This is a genomic window from uncultured Traorella sp., assembly GCF_944327115.1.
GTDB lineage: Bacteria > Bacillota_I > Bacilli_A > Erysipelotrichales > Erysipelotrichaceae > Traorella.
Window position 1 is genome coordinate 1 of record NZ_CALVGS010000077.1, and the last position, 17,193, is coordinate 17,193.

Sequence of the window (17,193 nt, forward strand, 5' to 3'; positions counted from 1 at the left end):
TTTGATTTTGTTATAATCTACTAGCAATAATCAATTAGGAGGTGTCAAGAGTGCCAAACATTAAATCACAGAAAAAACGTGTATTAACTAACAACAAAAGACATGAAAGCAATGTTGCTCAGAGAAGTGCTATCAAAACATCGATCAAAAAAGTATTGGTAGCTGTAGATGCGAATGACAAGGAAGCTGCCATGACTGCTTATAATACAGCGAATTCTCTGCTGGATAAAGCTATTACAAGCGGCGTTCATCACAAGAACTATGTTGCTAGACAGAAATCTCGTTTAAGTCACGCTATCAACAAAATTGCTTAAGAAATAAACAAAAATGTCAGCTTATGCTGACTTTTTTTTATGACTTTCTTTATTCCAGCGGAACGACGCTTGCCAGTCCTCCTAAAGAGGTTTCCTTCAATTCTACCGCTATCTTTTTACCTGTATAATTCATCGTATGAATGATCATATCCAACGAAACCTTATTTTCTTTCAGACCTCCGACCTCATCTGCAAGAAGTGCGGAATCCATTGCCCGAAGCGTAGCTACGGCATTGCGTTCGATACATGGGATCATGACATATCCGCCAACCGGATCACAGGTCAACCCCAGAAAATGTTCGATTCCGATTTCAGCAGCATAGGCAATCAGATCATCACTGAGATCTTCCATATGAGCAACAAAGGCACATCCCATGGAACAGGCAACACCGATTTCAGCCTGGCAGCCGCCTTGAGCACCGGAAATCGTTGCATTTGTCTTAAACAGATTACCGATAATTCCTGCAATTTTTAATCCCTGAATGATCTTTTCCTCAGAAAAATGACGATCCAGCCTGTAATAACGCACTAAAGACGGCATGACTCCGCTGGCTCCCATCGTCGGTGCCGTAACCGTCATGCCACCGCTGGCATTTTCCTCACTGGCAGCATACGCATAGGCCATGAGCGTCATCTTTTCTTTTTTTAAGGGATTGGTTTCCTGAAGGGCTTTTTGATAGAGATCTGCTCCGACTCTTTTCAGCTGCAGCTTGCCCGGAAGGATTCCTTTCGTATGGATCCCTTTTTCAATCGTTGCAAGCATCTGTTCCATGATCATTGACATGTAGTCATCAATTTTTTCATATGCATCTACATAATCCTTTAATGAAAGCTGATGCTCACGACAATACTGACGTATCTCGAAAAAGCTGGTTTGCGGATAAATATCTTCTGATTCCTTAAACTCTTTTCCCTCAATACGAATCGTACCGCCGCCAATGGAATATACTCGCCAGCTGCCGATCATTTTTTTCTTACGATAGGCAAAAAGATCCATCGTATTCGGATGGGCATCACAGGTTTCACTGGAAAAACGGACATGACACGGGATCGGAGCACAGGTCTGGATACAGATTTGATCTGTCAGATGTCCTTTCCCCGTCAATGACAACGATCCGTACAATGTAATCTCTATCTCGTCACTATCCGGATACTCTTTTAAAAATTGTTCACAGGCAGTTTTAGGGCCCAAAGTATGTGAGCTTGAGGGTCCCGGACCTATTTTATAAAATTCTTTTAAAGACTTCATATGATTTCCTCCTGGCATTGTATCATAAACATTTCGAAAGCAAAATATTTATCCCTTCTTCCATTTTTGATATCCAGATCACACGTCAAAGCTGCATCAAGAAGCTTCATGATCGTATCTGCCTCGATACCGGCTACGATCTGCATCGTCAGCTTGACACGATAAGGATGTGCTTTCAGATATGAGGCTGTCCTCTCCTCACCCATGCCCTGCATCATGCAGACCTTGACCTGATAATAAAATCGCAGCTGTGAAACGACCACGGCCAAAAGATAGATCGGATCATTGCTAAGAGAAACCATATCCTTATAGACCTGATAGGCCTTTTTAAATTTCCCCTTTAACAAGGCTTCACTTAGCTGGAAGACATTATCCTCAAGCTCTCTTGATATTAAGGCATCCACCACCTCAGCAGTGATTTCAAGAGGATAGCAGGCCAGTTTTTCAAGCTGCAGGTCGATCATGGCAGTATCGCAGCTTAAGCGTTCTGCAAGCCTGCTGAGTGCCTCATGAGCGATATTGATATCCAGCTCACGGCATCTTTCAGCTATATAACCTTTTTTATCTCTTTCCTCTAAATTCTGAAAGCTTTTAACACGACAGGTCTGATTGATCAGCCTGACGATTTTTTTACGTGAATCACACTTTTCAAATTCATGAGTCATGATCAGCGTATTTTCAAGCAAAGGATCCTTTAAAAAGGCTTCCAGCTGAGAAACATCAAAATCAGACGATCCGTTCGCCAAAAAATTACAATGCTTTACGATGACCACTTTATGCGCATGAAAGAAAGGAGAAGTAGTCAATTCACTCATGACATCTCCCATTTTAGATGTATTCAAATCATAAACGATATGATCGCAATCATCTCCATATTGAGCAATCACTTTCGCAATCTCCTTTTGAATGCGACCGCTATCTTTTCCATAAAATAAATAATTCATAAATCACTCCGTAACCATTATACCAAAATCACCGCCTGATGTTCTAATAAAATGAAAGTTCAGAAAACTTTTTATAGAAACTGCACCATCCAATGCACTCACATATGTCTTGACATCATATTTTTCCAGCGTAGAAAGCACATCCTCATGCGGATGTCCATAACGATTATCCTTACCTGCACTGATAAGTGCATAAGAAGGTTGTATTTTTTGAATAAATAAGGGATCCGTTGATGTTTTGCTTCCGTGATGACCGATTTTTAAAACATCACATGACAAATCATACGACATCATGATTTCTTTTTCAACACGTACAGAAGCATCTCCCATAAAACAATAACTAAGATGCCCGAGTGAAGCAGCATGGACAAGCGAATTATCATTCTCATTATCATGAGTGGCATGATTCAAAGAAACCAAAGAAATATTTTTGGCATGGATATCCTGATGTCCTTCAACGATATCATGTACTTTAAAGCGTTCTAAAAAAGCCTTTTTTCCACCATTATGGTCACTATCCGGATGCGTAAAGATAAGTGTATCGATATGATATACACCAATGGAGCGCAGATAATCTATGACCCGCTCTTCTTTATTTGACGGAAGATCGATAAGGATGTTATGTTGATGAAAAGGTGCCTGTATCAGAATTGAATCTCCCTGTCCTACATTGATCATCGTTACCTGATAAAAGGGATTCAAATAACTTTGTAAAGGTATGTAAAGCAAAATCAGCGAATATAGAAAAGATCTTTTCTGATGAAGCATCTGAAAAAAGAAATACAAAAATAAAAGCGTCAATCCAATAGGTATCGCCCCATAAAAGACAAAGGAAGAAAGAAATTGCGAAAAAGAAAGGAAGATTTCTAAAATAGATGAAATCAATGGAATAGGCATCAACAGCTGCATCCATGCAGCTATCAGCATTCCTCCGTTCATTATTTGAATGAACGGAAATAAAAGAATGGAAAGCGGCTGACATTGAGAAGTCTTAAAAAATTGCAGAAAGATCAAAAAAACGACTGATGCTTTTCTTTGATGTCGTTTTTCTGTAAAGATTTGGATCAGACTTAAAAAATAAGGAATCAAAAAACCCAGTGAAAAGACACAGCCCGGATCAAAAAGCATGCATAAAAGATACTGTAATCCAAGACGCTCCTTATGAGAATGATCCTTGAAGATCATTTTTATGACATTGCCGCAAAGGATACGGAACAAGACAAATTTAAACGGAAACAGAAAGCCAAATAAACCTACTAATACAGAGGAAAGCGTCAGTGCAGAGGAAAAACTGCAGATTTTTAAGAGAAACTGAAGAAATGTACGATTTAAATAAGTGAGATGAAGTCCGGAAGAATAAATCATGTCATATTCACCAAACTGGTAAAAAATGCGTAAGAGAATCGAAGAAACAGCTTCGTCCATCGCCATGATATGCTCATACATCCTTCTTTTCAAAGAATCTTTTTTTATGATTTGAGCATTTTCATAATAGCCATATATATTTTTTTGATTCATATGCTCTTTAAAATTAAAAAGATTAAAATTAGAATCAGCTTCGATCTTTTTTAATTCTCCTTCTGCAATCACCTCTTCATTTTCAAAATAAATTTCATCTGTATAAATCAATACCCTCTGATGATTTACGCTGGCAACGACGTAATTTTCATGTGTTTCCAGCACACAATTATTCCGGATACAGAAATTTGAAAAAGAGATGATATAAAGAAATATCAAAAAGATAAAATGATATCCCAAAAGACGTCGTTTATAAAATTGATAAATGAAAAGAAAAATCAGATAAAAAGAAAGCGTGACCATGCTTCGACAATTCAAAAGCAAAAAAGAAAGCATGCTTAATAATAAAAGATCCTTCATAAAGCAATATGATCTTTGATCTTCTCGAATATCTTAGGCCCGATGCCTTTGACATTCATAAGTTCTTCAATGGACTGAAAGTTATGTTCATTACGATATTCGATGATGCGATATGCTTTTGACTGACCGATACCTTTTAATGTCATAAGCTCTTCCAAAGAAGCACTGTTAATAGAGATTTTCTTGATATCTTCAACAGCCGGAATGATGATGACATCACAATGTCTGATCGCACGCAGAAGTGAAAGTGAGCGTATATCCGCCTGCTTGCTTAATCCGCCTGCTTTCTCGATCAGATCCTCCAGGGTTTCATCAGCATCAATTTCATACACGCCCGGAGAATTGACTTCACCACGGATTTCTGCGTGATATTCCTCTTTTTTCTGAAGTTTCACATCCTTGCTTCCCAGTTGAAAATATAAGGCTATCAACATGAAAGATAAAAGAATAGGCAGTATTTTTTTCATAAAGACCTCCTACTCTTATATATCCATCAAAATGAAAAAAATCCAAAAAAAAATAGAGAATTTCTCTATTTTATTTCAAGGATCTTTACTTTATAAGGTTCTTCGATCTGTGTCACCGTTGGTGTATCACCGACCTTTGAATCCAGCAAAGCAATTGCAAGCGGTGTTAAATTTGACAGCTTTCCATTTAATGGATCCGCTTCTACTGAACCCACGATCGTATATACTTCTTCAGTATTTGATTCCATATCTAAAATCTTTACAGTTGAACCTAACTTCACGGTTTTCTTTGATTTTTTAGAATCCTTCTCATCAATGATCTGGGCATTGGCAATCATGCTTTCAAGATCACGGATACGGGCTTCGACACGTGCCTGTCTTTCTCTGGCAGCATCATAATCAGCATTTTCGCTCAAGTCACCCTGAGCACGTGCTTCCTGCAATTCACGAATGACATCCTGACGCACTTCATGAAGCATGTGATCCAATTCATTGACAAGCTCCTGATAACCTTCCTTTGTAACAACTGTCTTTTCTTCCTGAGCCATTGTTATCACTCCTTTTTAATCCCCGATATTATAACATATTCGCCTGAATAATACTACTAATTTTTGTTGTCAGCAGGTCGATGGCCACCTGATTATGACCGCCTTCCAAAATGATGATATCCGCATATTTTTTACTTGGTTCGACAAACATATTATGCATTGCTTTAACCGTCTGCGTATATTGTGTGATCACAGAATCAAGCGTCCTTCCTCTTTTCTTGACATCTCGAACGAGGCGTCGAATAAAGCGTGTATCGGCATCTGTATCAACAAATACGCGAATATCGCATAAATTACGAATTGCTTCATCTTCAAGAATGAACAAACCTTCAATGACAATGACATCGCTCGGCATGATCCTCTCTGTAACGTTGCTTCGTGTGTGATTCACAAAATCATAGGTTGGCTTATCTACCGGTATTCCATCGCAGAGCTGATGAAGCTGCTTGATGAACAGATCATTATCAAAAGCAAACGGATGATCATAATTTGTTTGAATACGCTCTTCCATGGTCAAATGGGACTGATCCTTATAATAGTCATCCTGTCGAATGATCGTTACTGAATTTTCATTTTCAAATTGTTCTTTTAATTTTTTAGAAATTGTCGATTTTCCGGAAGCACTCCCACCGGCAATTCCGATAATCGTTGTCTTTTTCATGATATCTCCCTACTTCAGATACTTTTCAACATTAGCAAGATGCTCTTCATATGTTTTGGCGGGAATCAGCTGATGGTCGCCGTAAACATCGGAAATAAAATAATAGTAATCAGTATCTGCCGGATGCAGCACTGCTTTTAACGCATCGATGGACGGATTATTCACAGGTCCTACCGGCAGGCCTTCATAAAGATATGTATTGTAAGGACTCTCGATATCCGGATTGGTTTCACAATCCTGAAAATTCTTAAATTCATCATACAGGGCATAACAAACGGTAACACTTGATTCCATCTTCATACCGGCCTTAAAACGATTCGTGAATACACTGGCAATGATCGGCATATCCTCAGGATTACCCGACTCAAACTGGACAACGCTCGCAAAGGTCACCAATTCATGCACCGTGTATTCAGAAGCCTCGATATCGGCCTTCAATGACTGATAAACGGTATCAAAACCATCTAAAAGCCGAAGCGTTACTTCTCTGGCATCCGTATTTCGATAGATAAAATATGAATTCGGATAAAGATAGCCTTCAAGCTTTACATGATAGGCATCATTCAAAATGCTTTCATCCAGAAACTCATATCGTTCGATCATTTCTCTCAAGAAAGCCTCATCATTCCATAAATCAAGACATTCCCGGGCACTGACATTGGTCAGTTCTTCTATCTTGGCAGCAATATCCTTTGACCACAATCCTTCCGGTATCGTCAGCAAAACTTCATCGCTTTCGGCATTGGTGGCATCATTGATATAAGAAAGCACATCTTCGCTGCTCCATGAGGAATCTAAGATGTAGACACCCGCTTTGATATTTGAAAGATTTTTCTGACGCATCAAAAGTCGGGAAAAAAATGAGCTTTTTATGACCCCTTGCTCTTGAAGCTGATCGAGGATCGTATTTGGAGCTGTATTTTCCGCAACATTAAATGTTATCTGATTAGATTCAGATGAAACCGGTCCTATGGAAGAGCGATAGACCATAAAAAATCCTCCGGCAGCAATTACCGCTGCCACAGCAACGATCGCAACGATCTTATAGCTCTTCTTCATTAAAGGCACCTAAAACCTCTTCCACCATTTCCCATTCGCTCTCGGTTTCGATAGGCAGAAGATTTCCTTCATCATCGTAACAGGAAGCAAAAACTTCTCCACTGTCGTCATTGGGATCGACAAATACAACATATTGTTTTCCCATCTCTTCATTTGCGAAAGTAAACAAGATCTCCATCGCTACCTCTTTACCATTGTCATCCTTCACATAAAGCGTATTTGAATCTAACATAATTTCCTCCTATGAATAAAGGGCATAAATGCCCTAATTCTGACTATCCAAATAATTCTGCAGGATACCCACCGCCGCCATCTGATCGATCACTTGCTTTCTTTTCTTGCGTGAAACATCGGCAGATATCAGGATACGATTTGCGGCAACCGTTGTCAGTCTTTCATCCCACAAAACAACATCCATTTCCTTTTCTTCCAGCTTTTTTTTAAAAGCAATTGAAATTTCGCCGCGGATTCCTACATCACCATTCATATGTTTGGGTAATCCAAGCACAATCTTTTTTATCTGAAACTCTTTTATATACTTATCCAGCTGATCCAGACAGCTATCATAATTATCCTCATCAAAACGAATGGTCGCTACCGGCCGGGCAATCATTCCCATGATATCGCTGACTGCAACTCCACAGGTCCTGCTGCCCAGATCTAATCCAAGAATCCTCATTTTTCAATAGATTCCAGATAAGAGCGAACCATTTCTTCAATGATTTCATAACGCTCAACGTTTTGAATGATCGATCGAGCATTTTGATGGCTGGAAATATAGGCAGGATCGTTTGAAATCAGATATCCTGCAAGCTGATTGACAGAATTATATCCTCTTTCCTTGAGCGCACTGTCAACAAGTCGTACGATATGACGTATATTTTCACGACGCATATCCTCCGATTTAAAAGCCATTGTTTCTGTTACATCTTTTTTCATAAACCATCCTCTCCTTTCCTTTATTTTAAACTAATTGGTATCAAATTTAAACCCCTAAACCAAGATTATTTTTAATAGTTTTCATCGCTTCATCCAAAGCCGCACAGTTTTTACCGCCACCCTGTGCCAAATCAGGCTTTCCGCCGCCTTTTCCATCACATACAGCGGCAGCGCTGCGTATCAGATCACCACAATGAATTCCCTTGGAAACAGCTTTTTTTGAAGCCTTTGCGACAAATACCAGCTTATTGTCACAAACACCTCCTAAAAATACGACGCCCTCTTTCATACGCTCCAATAGTGAAGATGCCATATTTTTCATGGCATTGCCATCAAGATCATTCATCACCTTCACCAGATATTTCAGATCATCCTTTTCTACGGCCTCATTGGCAATCTCACTTGCCTTTGCGTGCAGCAGCTGGCTATTTAAATCGGCACAGAGCTTCTGCAAATGATTTTTTTCATCTAAGAGCTGGACGGTCTTACCATATACCTGGGAGATGCCATTAAGCTTTAAAGCCTGCGCGATTGCCTTCAATGTATCCTCATAGGTACTGAAAGCCTCATAAGCAGCATAGCCTGTCTTACCTACGATCCTTCGTACACCCGAACCGATGCTTTCTTCACTTTCAATCTTAAAGACACCTAATTCCGATGTATTATGGACATGACATCCGCCACAGAATTCTTTAGAAACATCCCCCATCGTTACGACACGAACAACATCGCCATATTTTTCATCAAACAATGCAGTTGCATTTGTCTTCTTCGCATCTTCCAGATTCATCAGTTCGATCACGACATCATTACGCTGAGCAATAAACTGATTTACCAGATTTTCAACTTCTTTCAGCTGCTGATCGCTGATCTTTTCAAAATGAGTAAAGTCAAAACGCACATATTCATCACTGACGAAGCTTCCCGCCTGCGATACATGGTCACCCAAGACAAGCTTCAAAGCACTTTGCAACAGATGGCAGGCAGAGTGATTGCACGTCGTCATCTTACGCTTCTGCACATTGATCCTTCCCTCAACTAGATCACCCGTGCTCAGCTTTCCTTCTTTCACAACGATATGATGTAAAGGCTGTCCGTGAGGAGCCTTTTTCACATCCGTAACATCACAGCTGCACGTATCATTCACAAGTACTCCTGTATCTGCAACCTGTCCGCCGCTTTCCGCATAGAAACATGTCGAAGAGAGAATCACATCTCCTTCATCATCAATTGAATCACATGCCACCCCATCCTTGAAGCAGGCCATGACGCGGCCTTTGCATTCAAAATGATCATAACCGATAAATTCTGATTTAACCGTACAATCCATCAGGTCAGCTGATTGTGATTTCATCGATTCAGAGGCATCTCTGCTGGAACGAGCACGTTCACGCTGCTTTTCCATTTCCCTTTCAAAGCCTTCGTGATCAACACTAAAGCCATCCTCTTGTGCCATTTCACAAGTTAATTCAAATGGAAAGCCATATGTATCATACAGCTTGAATGCAACACTGCCTTCAATGACCTTGTTTTTAGAAGAAGCCATGACATCCTTCATGAGCTTTTCACCCTCGCTCAAGGTTGCCTGAAATCTTTCTTCCTCGCTTTTAACCAGCTTTTGGATATATTCGCACTTATCGATCAAATAAGGATAGAAGTCCTTCATGATATCCACAACGACAGGTACGAGATTATACATAAACGGACCTTCGATCTTTAATTTCTTACCATAACGGACAGCTCTTCTTAACACACGTCTTAAAACATAGCCACGTCCTTCATTAGAAAATAATGCACCATCCGCCAAGGCAAATGTAACGGTACGGATATGATCGGCAATTACCCGATATGCCATCTTATGCTCACCCTCGTATGGATATTTCGCAATTTTTTCAGTAGCATGGATGATCGGCAAAAATAAATCTGTATCAAAGTTCGTTTCTCCACCCTGTACCAAGGAAACCAAACGTTCAAGTCCCATGCCTGTATCAATATTCTTTTGAGGTAATTCCTTATATTCGCTGCGTGGTACTCCCGCTTTCGCATCATACTGGGAGAAAACAACGTTCCAAACTTCAATATAACGATCATTTTCCATTTCTTCAAAGAAAAGACGCTCACCTAATCCTTCAGGATCATACTCTTCTCCGCGGTCATAGAAAATTTCCGTATCCGGTCCGCATGGTCCTTCTCCGATTTCCCAGAAATTATCATCTGTTCTTAAAATATGTGATGGATCTACATGGCATACTTCTGTCCATATGCGATACGACTCCGTATCATCCGTATAAATAGAAATATACAGCTTTTCCTTTGGAAAACCGATCCATTTTTCATCCGTAAGAAACTCCCATGCATATGGAATGGCCTCATCACGGAAATAATCACCGATCGAAAAATTACCGAGCATCTCAAAGAACGTATGATGACGGGCTGTCTTTCCTACATTTTCAATATCATTTGTACGAATAGATTTTTGAGCATTCGCAATACGATTACATTTTGGCTTTTCCGTACCATCAAAATACTTCTTCAAAGCCGCTACACCGGCATTGATCCAAAGCAGGGTCGGATCATTATGCGGCACCAAGCTTGCACCGGGTTCGATCATATGCCCTTTGCTTTTAAAATAATCCAAAAATAATTGACGAATCTGACTACCTGTTAACTGTTTCATTTCCTCTCCTCCAATAAAAAAACGTTCCTGCTTCAGGAACGTAATCTCTACGCGGTACCATCCTGATTCATGGGTTGCCCCATGCCCTCAATTCCCTTAATTAACGTAAGGCTACGCGCAAACTCCAAAGCAGCTTCAACTCATATCTTTACAGATTTTCACCATCCATCTGCTCTCTTGAAAAGAATCTGAGCATACTCCTCTTTTTCCTCATTTACGGGCTTGATTATACCACAATCTTCATTACTTCTCAAGGCTCTTTTATCTGCTCAGAAACGATTTTTTCCCATCCGCCGACATTTTTTCGATTCAGATATTCACCATAAGTCACAAAGCACATCTGAAAGATACTGGCAACGATCGGTGACAAGATCACACCGATGAGTCCAAAAAGATATTCATTTACTAACAGGGCAACAAATAAATATAACGGATGGACCTTCATCGTCTTATTACAGATCCATGCATGGATGATATTTCCCTCCAACTGAGAATTGATGAATATCACAACTACCAGCCAACCGGTATTTTCACCCACCAGAAGATAATGAATCAAAAAAATCAAAAGACTTCCGGCAATGGCACCCACATAGGGAAACAGATTCAGAAAAGCAAGCAGGATTGCCAATAAAGGGGCATACGGAGTATGAAAAAAATAGAGGATCACATTTGTGGTCACGGTGACATAACTGATATCCAAGAGTGTGGAATAAATATACTGACGTAATATCTTTGAAAAGATATCATATAGATCAAAGTATTTTTCATAATCCTTTACGTACTTTCTGAATTCATTCGCAATGACATCACTTTCCAAAGAAATAAAAAAACTGATCATGATAGATAACGTGAAGGTTGTAAGAAAGCCGATAAAATTTTGAATAAAAGGAACGAATAACGCATAGCCATTCATCAGAAAACCTTGAATCTGATCGGTATCTATGTAATCAAGGATCTGGTAACGCTCCATATAAGAAAGCAAGACAGGATAGATATCATTGATACTATTGATGATGCCGCCAAAATTTTCAAGAATCAGAAAAAAAATAATAAAAAATAAAAGCAGAAAAGAAAAAATAAAAATAAGATATACAAAGATGATGCGAAACAAAGAAGCTTTTTTCTTTGCGCTAATCAAAGGGTGAAGAAAAAAAGCCATGGCACTGCCGATCCAAAGCGGCTTTAAAACGATTAGAAAATTATAAAGCCATTCAAAGATATGCAGCTGGTTCAAGAGAAGGATCAGTAAAAAGACAGAAGCGATCAAATAAAAGCAGGATATGGGACTTTTCAATATCATACGAATTTTTTTCATATAAAAACCCCAAATGGGGTTAATCTAAGTAATCCTGAATATTATGAAGCTGCTTCATCATATTCTTTTTCATACGCTTTGAACGATGACAAAGATCTGATATTTCCTCTTCATTGTTGAAACCTACAAGTATGCCTAAGCTAAGGCCCAGGGCTAGTCCAAGTAATCCTTTGTTCATTTTTCCTCACCTCTACTATTATTATGTCATAAGAAAAAAATCCTATTCATCTAGGATTCTTCTTTTTAAAGTTGTTTTACGAACACGTTCGTTTTGATTTTGGATTGCCTTTACACAGGCATCATAGCTTCCAAGCAGGATCAATGACTGCTTCGCTCGGGTGATTCCCGTATAGATGAGCCTGCGATTAAGGACATATGCATGCTGAGAAGTAATCGGAAGTATGACGATCGGATATTCACTTCCCTGTGACTTATGGATCGAGATACAGTAGGCATGGGTCAACAGATCAAAACGCTCCCTTGTATATTCAACGATGATACCGTCAAAATCAGCGATGATGCAGTCAACGGGATAACCTTCTTCCTTTTTTTGTATTTCGATGATCTCACCAATATCACCGTTATATACGTCTTCCTCTGGAAGATTTTTCAACTGCAAGACTTTATCATGTTCACGAAAGGTCCGATATCCAACCTTGATTTCTTTTGAGAAAGGATTAGCCGGATTCAACATTTTCTGCAACGAGAGATTGAGCTGATCGATTCCGCAGACCCCTGAATAGATCGGTGAGAGCACCTGAATGTCCTGGTCATGATACCCTTTTTCAAAAGCCATGGAAACAATATTGAGGATCTGATCTTTGATATTATTTTGCGGACATTCAAAAAAAGCAACATCCTTTCCGTTTTTTAATATGTCACAAAAACCATTTTTTATTTCATAAGCCAATTCAACGATATCACTGCCGCTGGACTGACGGAAGATCTTTTCCAGACGAAGAGTTGGAAAGCATCCTGACTCAATACAATCCTTCAGCACAGAACCGATTCCAACAGAAGGAAGCTGGTCTTCATCACCAATAATCATGATTTTCTTGATATGACGAGAAGCCTTGCAAAGATTATAAAACAGCCATTGGTCAACCATTGAAAATTCATCAATGATCAGACAATCTAAAAATAACGGTTCTTCTTCATTGACCATGAAGGTATTGCTTTCCAGATCCCATTTCAACAGGCGATGTATCGTACTGGCCGGCATATTTGAACATTCGCTCAGCCTTTTGGCGGCCCTTCCGGTAGGTGCGCAAAGCATGATCTGATCTGAATGAAAAAACTTCTGATAAAGTGTTAAAATAGCTTTTACGATCGTCGTCTTTCCTGTTCCGGGTCCACCGGTCAGGATAGAAAACGGATGAGTAAAAAACATTTTGATTGCTTCGATCTGTTTTTCTTCATATCGGATATTCAATTCTTCTTCGATGATCCTGATTTCTTCATCTAAGGAAGAAATCATCGTATCCGTATCATTGACATAAGGAAAATCCCGCAAAAAAGAAGCAATGCCTCTTTCCGCATCATATTGTGTATGATGATAAATACGCTCTTCTTCCACAACGATGAATCTTTCTGAGATAAGTTGCCGGAAACAAGCTTCAAAATCAAAGTCGATTTGAATATTCTCTTTTCGCAGGCGTTTTTTTAATGCCTTTTCAAATTCATCTTTTTCTATATAGCTGTTACCGCTGCGGATACAGCTTTCAAGCACCTCAGATTCAATCAATGCCTTCAGTCGATAAGGATGATCTTTTTCAAAGCCTAAAATAGATGCAACCCTATCCGAGGTCTTAAATCCAACACCATCAATATCCTCGATCATACGATAAGGATTCTCTTGGATGATGTGCATTGCATCCTCACCATAGACAACCTTTATCTTTTCAAGCTGACGGACATTCAGTCCTATCTGGTTAAAAAACAGCACGCTGTCATCAAGCTGCGCATTTTCCTGAATACCCGCAAGAATGCTTTGGATACGCTTATCATCTTTTTTGAAGATATCATCTAATACATGCGGATCATCTTGAATTTTTTCAATGGCATCAAGCCCCAATGCATCAACGATCTTTTTAGCGCTGACTTTTCCGATACCGCTAAAATGAGGACTGCTGAAATATTCAACCAATGCCTGTTCATCACTTGGACGCTGTAAATGCATCTCACTGATTTCAAATTGAAGACCATAGCGTTCATGCTCCTTATAGTGTCCCGTGCACTCATAAAGCGTATTGAGATCAAACGGAGGAAGGATGCCAGTAACGGTAATTGTTTTTTCCTGATGATCATTCATTTTGAAAGAAGCCACCGTAAAGCCACTCATCTCGTGATGATAGCGTACATGGGTAAATTTCCCGCAAATAACTAATTGTTCTTCCATGATCAAACAAAATAATAAGTAAGCAGAATGCCGATGATACCTATGAAATTATTCAGAAAATGTAAAGCCATAGATCCATAGATCGAATGATTCTTCTCATAGGCAAAGCAGAATATAAAACCTAGCGTACCATATGTCAGCAAATACCAAAGATCAGTGAAATTACCGGCAAAAAGAGAATCAATGACATGAATGCTGCCAAAAGCCAATGCACTGATCAAGGCCGCTGTCCAGAAATTCATATAACTTCTCAGCCCTCTGAATAAAGCACCTCTGAAAACCAGTTCCTCAACAAGAGGTGCATACACCAAGGTCGTAAAGCTGATCAGCAGCGGACTCTGAAAGAAAGCTAAGATGACGCTTTGCTGGTTCGCACTTTCAGTCATACCGCTAATCAGGCTGACCAGCGTACTTGTGAAAGCACTGATCAGATATAAAGCCACAAACATGAGCAGAAGATTTTCAAAGAATTTTCGCGGACGGACAATTTTTTTCCAGCTTTCTTTTAATACCGGATAGCCTGCCGCTACACTAATGGCGATCATCAAGAGATAAACAGCAAAAGAAAGCCAGTTGTACGCTGTAAAGCTTAAATGGAATTGATAAAGCAGGCGAGTCAAAATCCATGGATAAACATACATATAGCCAACGAAATAATTCAATACCAGGATCAGCATCCTTGGCAATGTCATGACATCATGTTCTAATTTTTCATTCATTTTTTTACTCCTTCCCGAATCCTTTCATCCAACGATCTTCCGTGATAGAAAACATCTTCGATCACACCGCCGCCTAAACAAATTTCATTTTGATAAAAAACAGCCTCTTGTCCAGGAGTAACGGCACTTACAGCAGGAGAGATCGTTACAAAAACATTATTTTCATCAATAAAGCGGATCTTTACATCATTATCCTTTTGACGATAGCGGAATTTTGCAGTACAGCTTAATTCATTTACAGGTCGCTCATGCATGAGCCAATTCACACCACTAACGATGCAGCTGTCCGATAACAGCCATTCACTGTCATTTTCACAAGATACATATAAAATATTTTTTTCTACATCTTTACCGATCACAAAATACGGGCCATGGTCACCGCCAATACCCATTCCTTTACGCTGACCGATCGTATAGTATAAAACGCCCTGATGTCTTCCGACCTTCTTCAATGTATTGATATCAACGATATCCCCTTCTTTAGAAGGCAGATAATTTTTAAGAAATTCGCGAAAATTTCTTTCACCGATAAAACAGATACCGGTAGAATCCTTCTTTTTCGCAACGCTTAAACCTGCATCAAGAGCAATTTGACGAACCTGCGGTTTCAACAGATGCCCGATAGGAAACAGGGTCTTCCGCAAGGCATCTTTTGAAATCTGACAAAGAAAATATGTCTGATCTTTATTTGGATCACTGCCTCTTAACAAAAGACTTTCTTCGCTTCCATGTTCAACACGGGCATAATGACCGGTTGCGACATAATCAAAGCCAAGCTGCTTTGCATAGTTCAAAAAAGCATCAAATTTCACATACTTGTTACAAAGAATGTCCGGATTCGGTGTTCTTCCTTTCTTATATTCATCAAGAAAAGAAACAAAAACATGATCCCAGTATTCTTTCACAAAATCTACGCGAAGACATTCAAGCCCTAATTTTTCTGCTACCTGCAATGCGTCCATGTAATCTGCTTCCTGCGGACAAACTTCATCACCGATAGTAGGATTGCCCAAAATATCATTATTGGCAAGAGCATCCCAGTTACGCATAAAAGCACAGGTCACATCATAACCTGCATTTTTTAATTCGATAGCAGCAACAGCGCTGTCAACACCTCCGGATAATCCCAGCAATACCTTTTCTTTCATAACGATCTCATTCACCTTCTTTTAATATCTGAACGATATTTCGTAAATCTTCAATAATTATATCTGCTAACGATTGATCTGTATCAAAATGTGGATCTTTCCTGGCGATCACATATAATCCAGCATCATGCGCAGCTTTGATTCCAACCTCTGAATCTTCGATGGCCATGCACTCTTCAGGCTTCAAATCAAGACTTTTGATACATTCTAAATAAATTTGAGGATCGGGCTTTGCTTTCTCGATCATATCACCTGATATTTCTACCTCAAAAGTATCACTCAGACCCGTTGAGGATAATTTATCATGCAGGATATTACGATAAGTAGAAGTTGCCAAAGCAATCCGATAAGGAGAATCCTTTAAATATTGGATCAGATCATAGGCATCTTGATTAATAAGCTGTCCATAAGGGACAGGATGAGCATTTTTATATTCACCGTACATATTCGTGATTTCATGGAGATCATGATCTAAAAGAATCGCAAGACGTTTCAGATAGTCACGATGACTCAGACCGACAAGACTTAAAGCGTCTTCATATGCGATATGAAAATGATGGTCCTTTGCGAATTGCATCGTTCTTTTGACAAAATAATACTCACTGTCGATAATCGTTCCATCTAAATCAAAAATAATTGCTTTGATAGTCATAACCAATCCTCACAATTTCCATAAATATTTCATACATAATAACAGCTCTGAGGTCATTGTCCCAAAACCGAATAACATTATATCATATAAAAGTAAATATTGATATAAAAAAAGACTCACAAGGAGTGAGTCGGTGATCTGGCAGCGAGCTATCTTCACAGGGGCAGGCCCGGCTATTGTCACCGCGCGAGTGCTTAACTTCTGTGTTCGGGATGGGTACAGGTG

At 39.4% G+C, this 17,193-nt stretch carries 18 protein-coding genes and 1 other annotated feature; of the genes, 1 reads left to right on the forward strand and 17 read right to left on the reverse strand.

Annotated features, from left to right (window positions below; genetic code table 11):
- The first annotated feature begins 50 nt into the window (after positions 1-50).
- On the forward strand, positions 51-314 hold the full coding sequence (gene rpsT, locus Q0K35_RS07185) for a 30S ribosomal protein S20 (RefSeq protein ID WP_071442846.1): 264 nt from the start codon (positions 51-53) through the stop codon (positions 312-314).
- 49 nt (positions 315-363) lie between these two features.
- Here rpsT and Q0K35_RS07190 read toward each other — a convergent pair whose 3' ends face one another.
- The 17 genes from Q0K35_RS07190 to Q0K35_RS07270 all read right to left on the reverse strand — a co-directional run bounded on the left by Q0K35_RS07190 (position 364) and on the right by Q0K35_RS07270 (position 16,968).
- Complete coding sequence (locus Q0K35_RS07190) at positions 364-1,563, reverse strand: L-serine ammonia-lyase, iron-sulfur-dependent, subunit alpha (RefSeq protein ID WP_294561975.1); 1,200 nt, start codon at positions 1,561-1,563, stop codon at positions 364-366.
- A complete protein-coding gene (gene holA / locus Q0K35_RS07195; RefSeq protein WP_294561976.1) occupies positions 1,560-2,507 on the reverse strand; it encodes a DNA polymerase III subunit delta in 948 nt (315 codons plus the stop codon). Before holA ends, Q0K35_RS07190 begins: the two co-directional genes overlap by 4 nt.
- Positions 2,508-2,510: 3 nt before the next feature.
- The gene (locus Q0K35_RS07200; RefSeq protein WP_294561977.1) at positions 2,511-4,385 is read right to left on the reverse strand and encodes an MBL fold metallo-hydrolase; all 1,875 of its coding nucleotides are present in this window, start codon (positions 4,383-4,385) and stop codon (positions 2,511-2,513) included.
- Positions 4,382-4,852, reverse strand: coding sequence for a helix-hairpin-helix domain-containing protein (locus Q0K35_RS07205; RefSeq protein WP_294561978.1), 471 nt, complete (start codon positions 4,850-4,852; stop codon positions 4,382-4,384). Before Q0K35_RS07205 ends, Q0K35_RS07200 begins: the two co-directional genes overlap by 4 nt.
- 65 nt (positions 4,853-4,917) lie before the next feature.
- Positions 4,918-5,400, reverse strand: a complete 483-nt coding sequence (greA, locus tag Q0K35_RS07210; protein WP_294561979.1) for a transcription elongation factor GreA — start codon at positions 5,398-5,400, stop codon at positions 4,918-4,920.
- A gap of 28 nt (positions 5,401-5,428) precedes the next feature.
- Positions 5,429-6,061 carry a uridine kinase gene (gene udk, locus Q0K35_RS07215; RefSeq protein ID WP_294561980.1) on the reverse strand — a complete coding sequence of 211 codons (633 nt, stop codon included), beginning with the start codon at positions 6,059-6,061 and terminating at the stop codon, positions 5,429-5,431.
- 9 nt (positions 6,062-6,070) lie between these two features.
- Positions 6,071-7,120, reverse strand: coding sequence for an endolytic transglycosylase MltG (gene mltG, locus Q0K35_RS07220; protein ID WP_294561981.1), 1,050 nt, complete (start codon positions 7,118-7,120; stop codon positions 6,071-6,073).
- Positions 7,104-7,352, reverse strand: a complete 249-nt coding sequence (locus tag Q0K35_RS07225; RefSeq protein ID WP_294561982.1) for a DUF1292 domain-containing protein — start codon at positions 7,350-7,352, stop codon at positions 7,104-7,106. Before Q0K35_RS07225 ends, mltG begins: the two co-directional genes overlap by 17 nt.
- A 33-nt stretch (positions 7,353-7,385) precedes the next feature.
- Positions 7,386-7,799, reverse strand: coding sequence for a Holliday junction resolvase RuvX (gene ruvX, locus Q0K35_RS07230; RefSeq protein ID WP_294561983.1), 414 nt, complete (start codon positions 7,797-7,799; stop codon positions 7,386-7,388).
- Positions 7,796-8,059 carry an IreB family regulatory phosphoprotein gene (locus tag Q0K35_RS07235; protein WP_294561984.1) on the reverse strand — a complete coding sequence of 88 codons (264 nt, stop codon included), beginning with the start codon at positions 8,057-8,059 and terminating at the stop codon, positions 7,796-7,798. Before Q0K35_RS07235 ends, ruvX begins: the two co-directional genes overlap by 4 nt.
- A 46-nt stretch (positions 8,060-8,105) precedes the next feature.
- Complete coding sequence (gene alaS / locus Q0K35_RS07240) at positions 8,106-10,736, reverse strand: alanine--tRNA ligase (RefSeq protein WP_294561985.1); 2,631 nt, start codon at positions 10,734-10,736, stop codon at positions 8,106-8,108.
- A gap of 31 nt (positions 10,737-10,767) precedes the next feature.
- Positions 10,768-10,956: a binding site (T-box leader), on the reverse strand.
- A gap of 30 nt (positions 10,957-10,986) precedes the next feature.
- Positions 10,987-12,051 carry an AI-2E family transporter gene (locus tag Q0K35_RS07245; RefSeq protein ID WP_294561986.1) on the reverse strand — a complete coding sequence of 355 codons (1,065 nt, stop codon included), beginning with the start codon at positions 12,049-12,051 and terminating at the stop codon, positions 10,987-10,989.
- 19 nt (positions 12,052-12,070) lie between these two features.
- Complete coding sequence (locus Q0K35_RS07250) at positions 12,071-12,229, reverse strand: hypothetical protein (protein ID WP_154667096.1); 159 nt, start codon at positions 12,227-12,229, stop codon at positions 12,071-12,073.
- Positions 12,230-12,271: 42 nt separating this feature from the next.
- Entirely contained in the window at positions 12,272-14,449 is a 2,178-nt protein-coding gene (locus Q0K35_RS07255) for an ATP-dependent RecD-like DNA helicase (protein ID WP_294561987.1), read from the reverse strand.
- 2 nt (positions 14,450-14,451) lie between these two features.
- Complete coding sequence (locus Q0K35_RS07260) at positions 14,452-15,168, reverse strand: type II CAAX endopeptidase family protein (RefSeq protein ID WP_294561988.1); 717 nt, start codon at positions 15,166-15,168, stop codon at positions 14,452-14,454.
- On the reverse strand, positions 15,165-16,316 hold the full coding sequence (gene mnmA / locus Q0K35_RS07265; RefSeq protein ID WP_294561989.1) for a tRNA 2-thiouridine(34) synthase MnmA: 1,152 nt from the start codon (positions 16,314-16,316) through the stop codon (positions 15,165-15,167). Before mnmA ends, Q0K35_RS07260 begins: the two co-directional genes overlap by 4 nt.
- 7 nt (positions 16,317-16,323) lie before the next feature.
- The gene (locus tag Q0K35_RS07270) at positions 16,324-16,968 is read right to left on the reverse strand and encodes an HAD family phosphatase (protein ID WP_294561990.1); all 645 of its coding nucleotides are present in this window, start codon (positions 16,966-16,968) and stop codon (positions 16,324-16,326) included.
- Positions 16,969-17,193: the final 225 nt, after the last annotated feature.

What these genes read in the sequence shown, in the direction of transcription:
- Q0K35_RS07190 (WP_294561975.1), bottom strand. Translation starts at nt 1,563, where the DNA reads ATGAAGTCTTTAAAAGAATTTTATAAAATAGGTCCGGGACCCTCAAGC.
- holA (WP_294561976.1), bottom strand. Translation starts at nt 2,507, where the DNA reads ATGAATTATTTATTTTATGGAAAAGATAGCGGTCGCATTCAAAAGGAG.
- Q0K35_RS07200 (WP_294561977.1), bottom strand. Translation starts at nt 4,385, where the DNA reads ATGAAGGATCTTTTATTATTAAGCATGCTTTCTTTTTTGCTTTTGAAT.
- Q0K35_RS07205 (WP_294561978.1), bottom strand. Translation starts at nt 4,852, where the DNA reads ATGAAAAAAATACTGCCTATTCTTTTATCTTTCATGTTGATAGCCTTA.
- greA (WP_294561979.1), bottom strand. Translation starts at nt 5,400, where the DNA reads ATGGCTCAGGAAGAAAAGACAGTTGTTACAAAGGAAGGTTATCAGGAG.
- udk (WP_294561980.1), bottom strand. Translation starts at nt 6,061, where the DNA reads ATGAAAAAGACAACGATTATCGGAATTGCCGGTGGGAGTGCTTCCGGA.
- mltG (WP_294561981.1), bottom strand. Translation starts at nt 7,120, where the DNA reads ATGAAGAAGAGCTATAAGATCGTTGCGATCGTTGCTGTGGCAGCGGTA.
- Q0K35_RS07225 (WP_294561982.1), bottom strand. Translation starts at nt 7,352, where the DNA reads ATGTTAGATTCAAATACGCTTTATGTGAAGGATGACAATGGTAAAGAG.
- ruvX (WP_294561983.1), bottom strand. Translation starts at nt 7,799, where the DNA reads ATGAGGATTCTTGGATTAGATCTGGGCAGCAGGACCTGTGGAGTTGCA.
- Q0K35_RS07235 (WP_294561984.1), bottom strand. Translation starts at nt 8,059, where the DNA reads ATGAAAAAAGATGTAACAGAAACAATGGCTTTTAAATCGGAGGATATG.
- alaS (WP_294561985.1), bottom strand. Translation starts at nt 10,736, where the DNA reads ATGAAACAGTTAACAGGTAGTCAGATTCGTCAATTATTTTTGGATTAT.
- Q0K35_RS07245 (WP_294561986.1), bottom strand. Translation starts at nt 12,051, where the DNA reads ATGAAAAAAATTCGTATGATATTGAAAAGTCCCATATCCTGCTTTTAT.
- Q0K35_RS07250 (WP_154667096.1), bottom strand. Translation starts at nt 12,229, where the DNA reads ATGAACAAAGGATTACTTGGACTAGCCCTGGGCCTTAGCTTAGGCATA.
- Q0K35_RS07255 (WP_294561987.1), bottom strand. Translation starts at nt 14,449, where the DNA reads ATGGAAGAACAATTAGTTATTTGCGGGAAATTTACCCATGTACGCTAT.
- Q0K35_RS07260 (WP_294561988.1), bottom strand. Translation starts at nt 15,168, where the DNA reads ATGAATGAAAAATTAGAACATGATGTCATGACATTGCCAAGGATGCTG.
- mnmA (WP_294561989.1), bottom strand. Translation starts at nt 16,316, where the DNA reads ATGAAAGAAAAGGTATTGCTGGGATTATCCGGAGGTGTTGACAGCGCT.
- Q0K35_RS07270 (WP_294561990.1), bottom strand. Translation starts at nt 16,968, where the DNA reads ATGACTATCAAAGCAATTATTTTTGATTTAGATGGAACGATTATCGAC.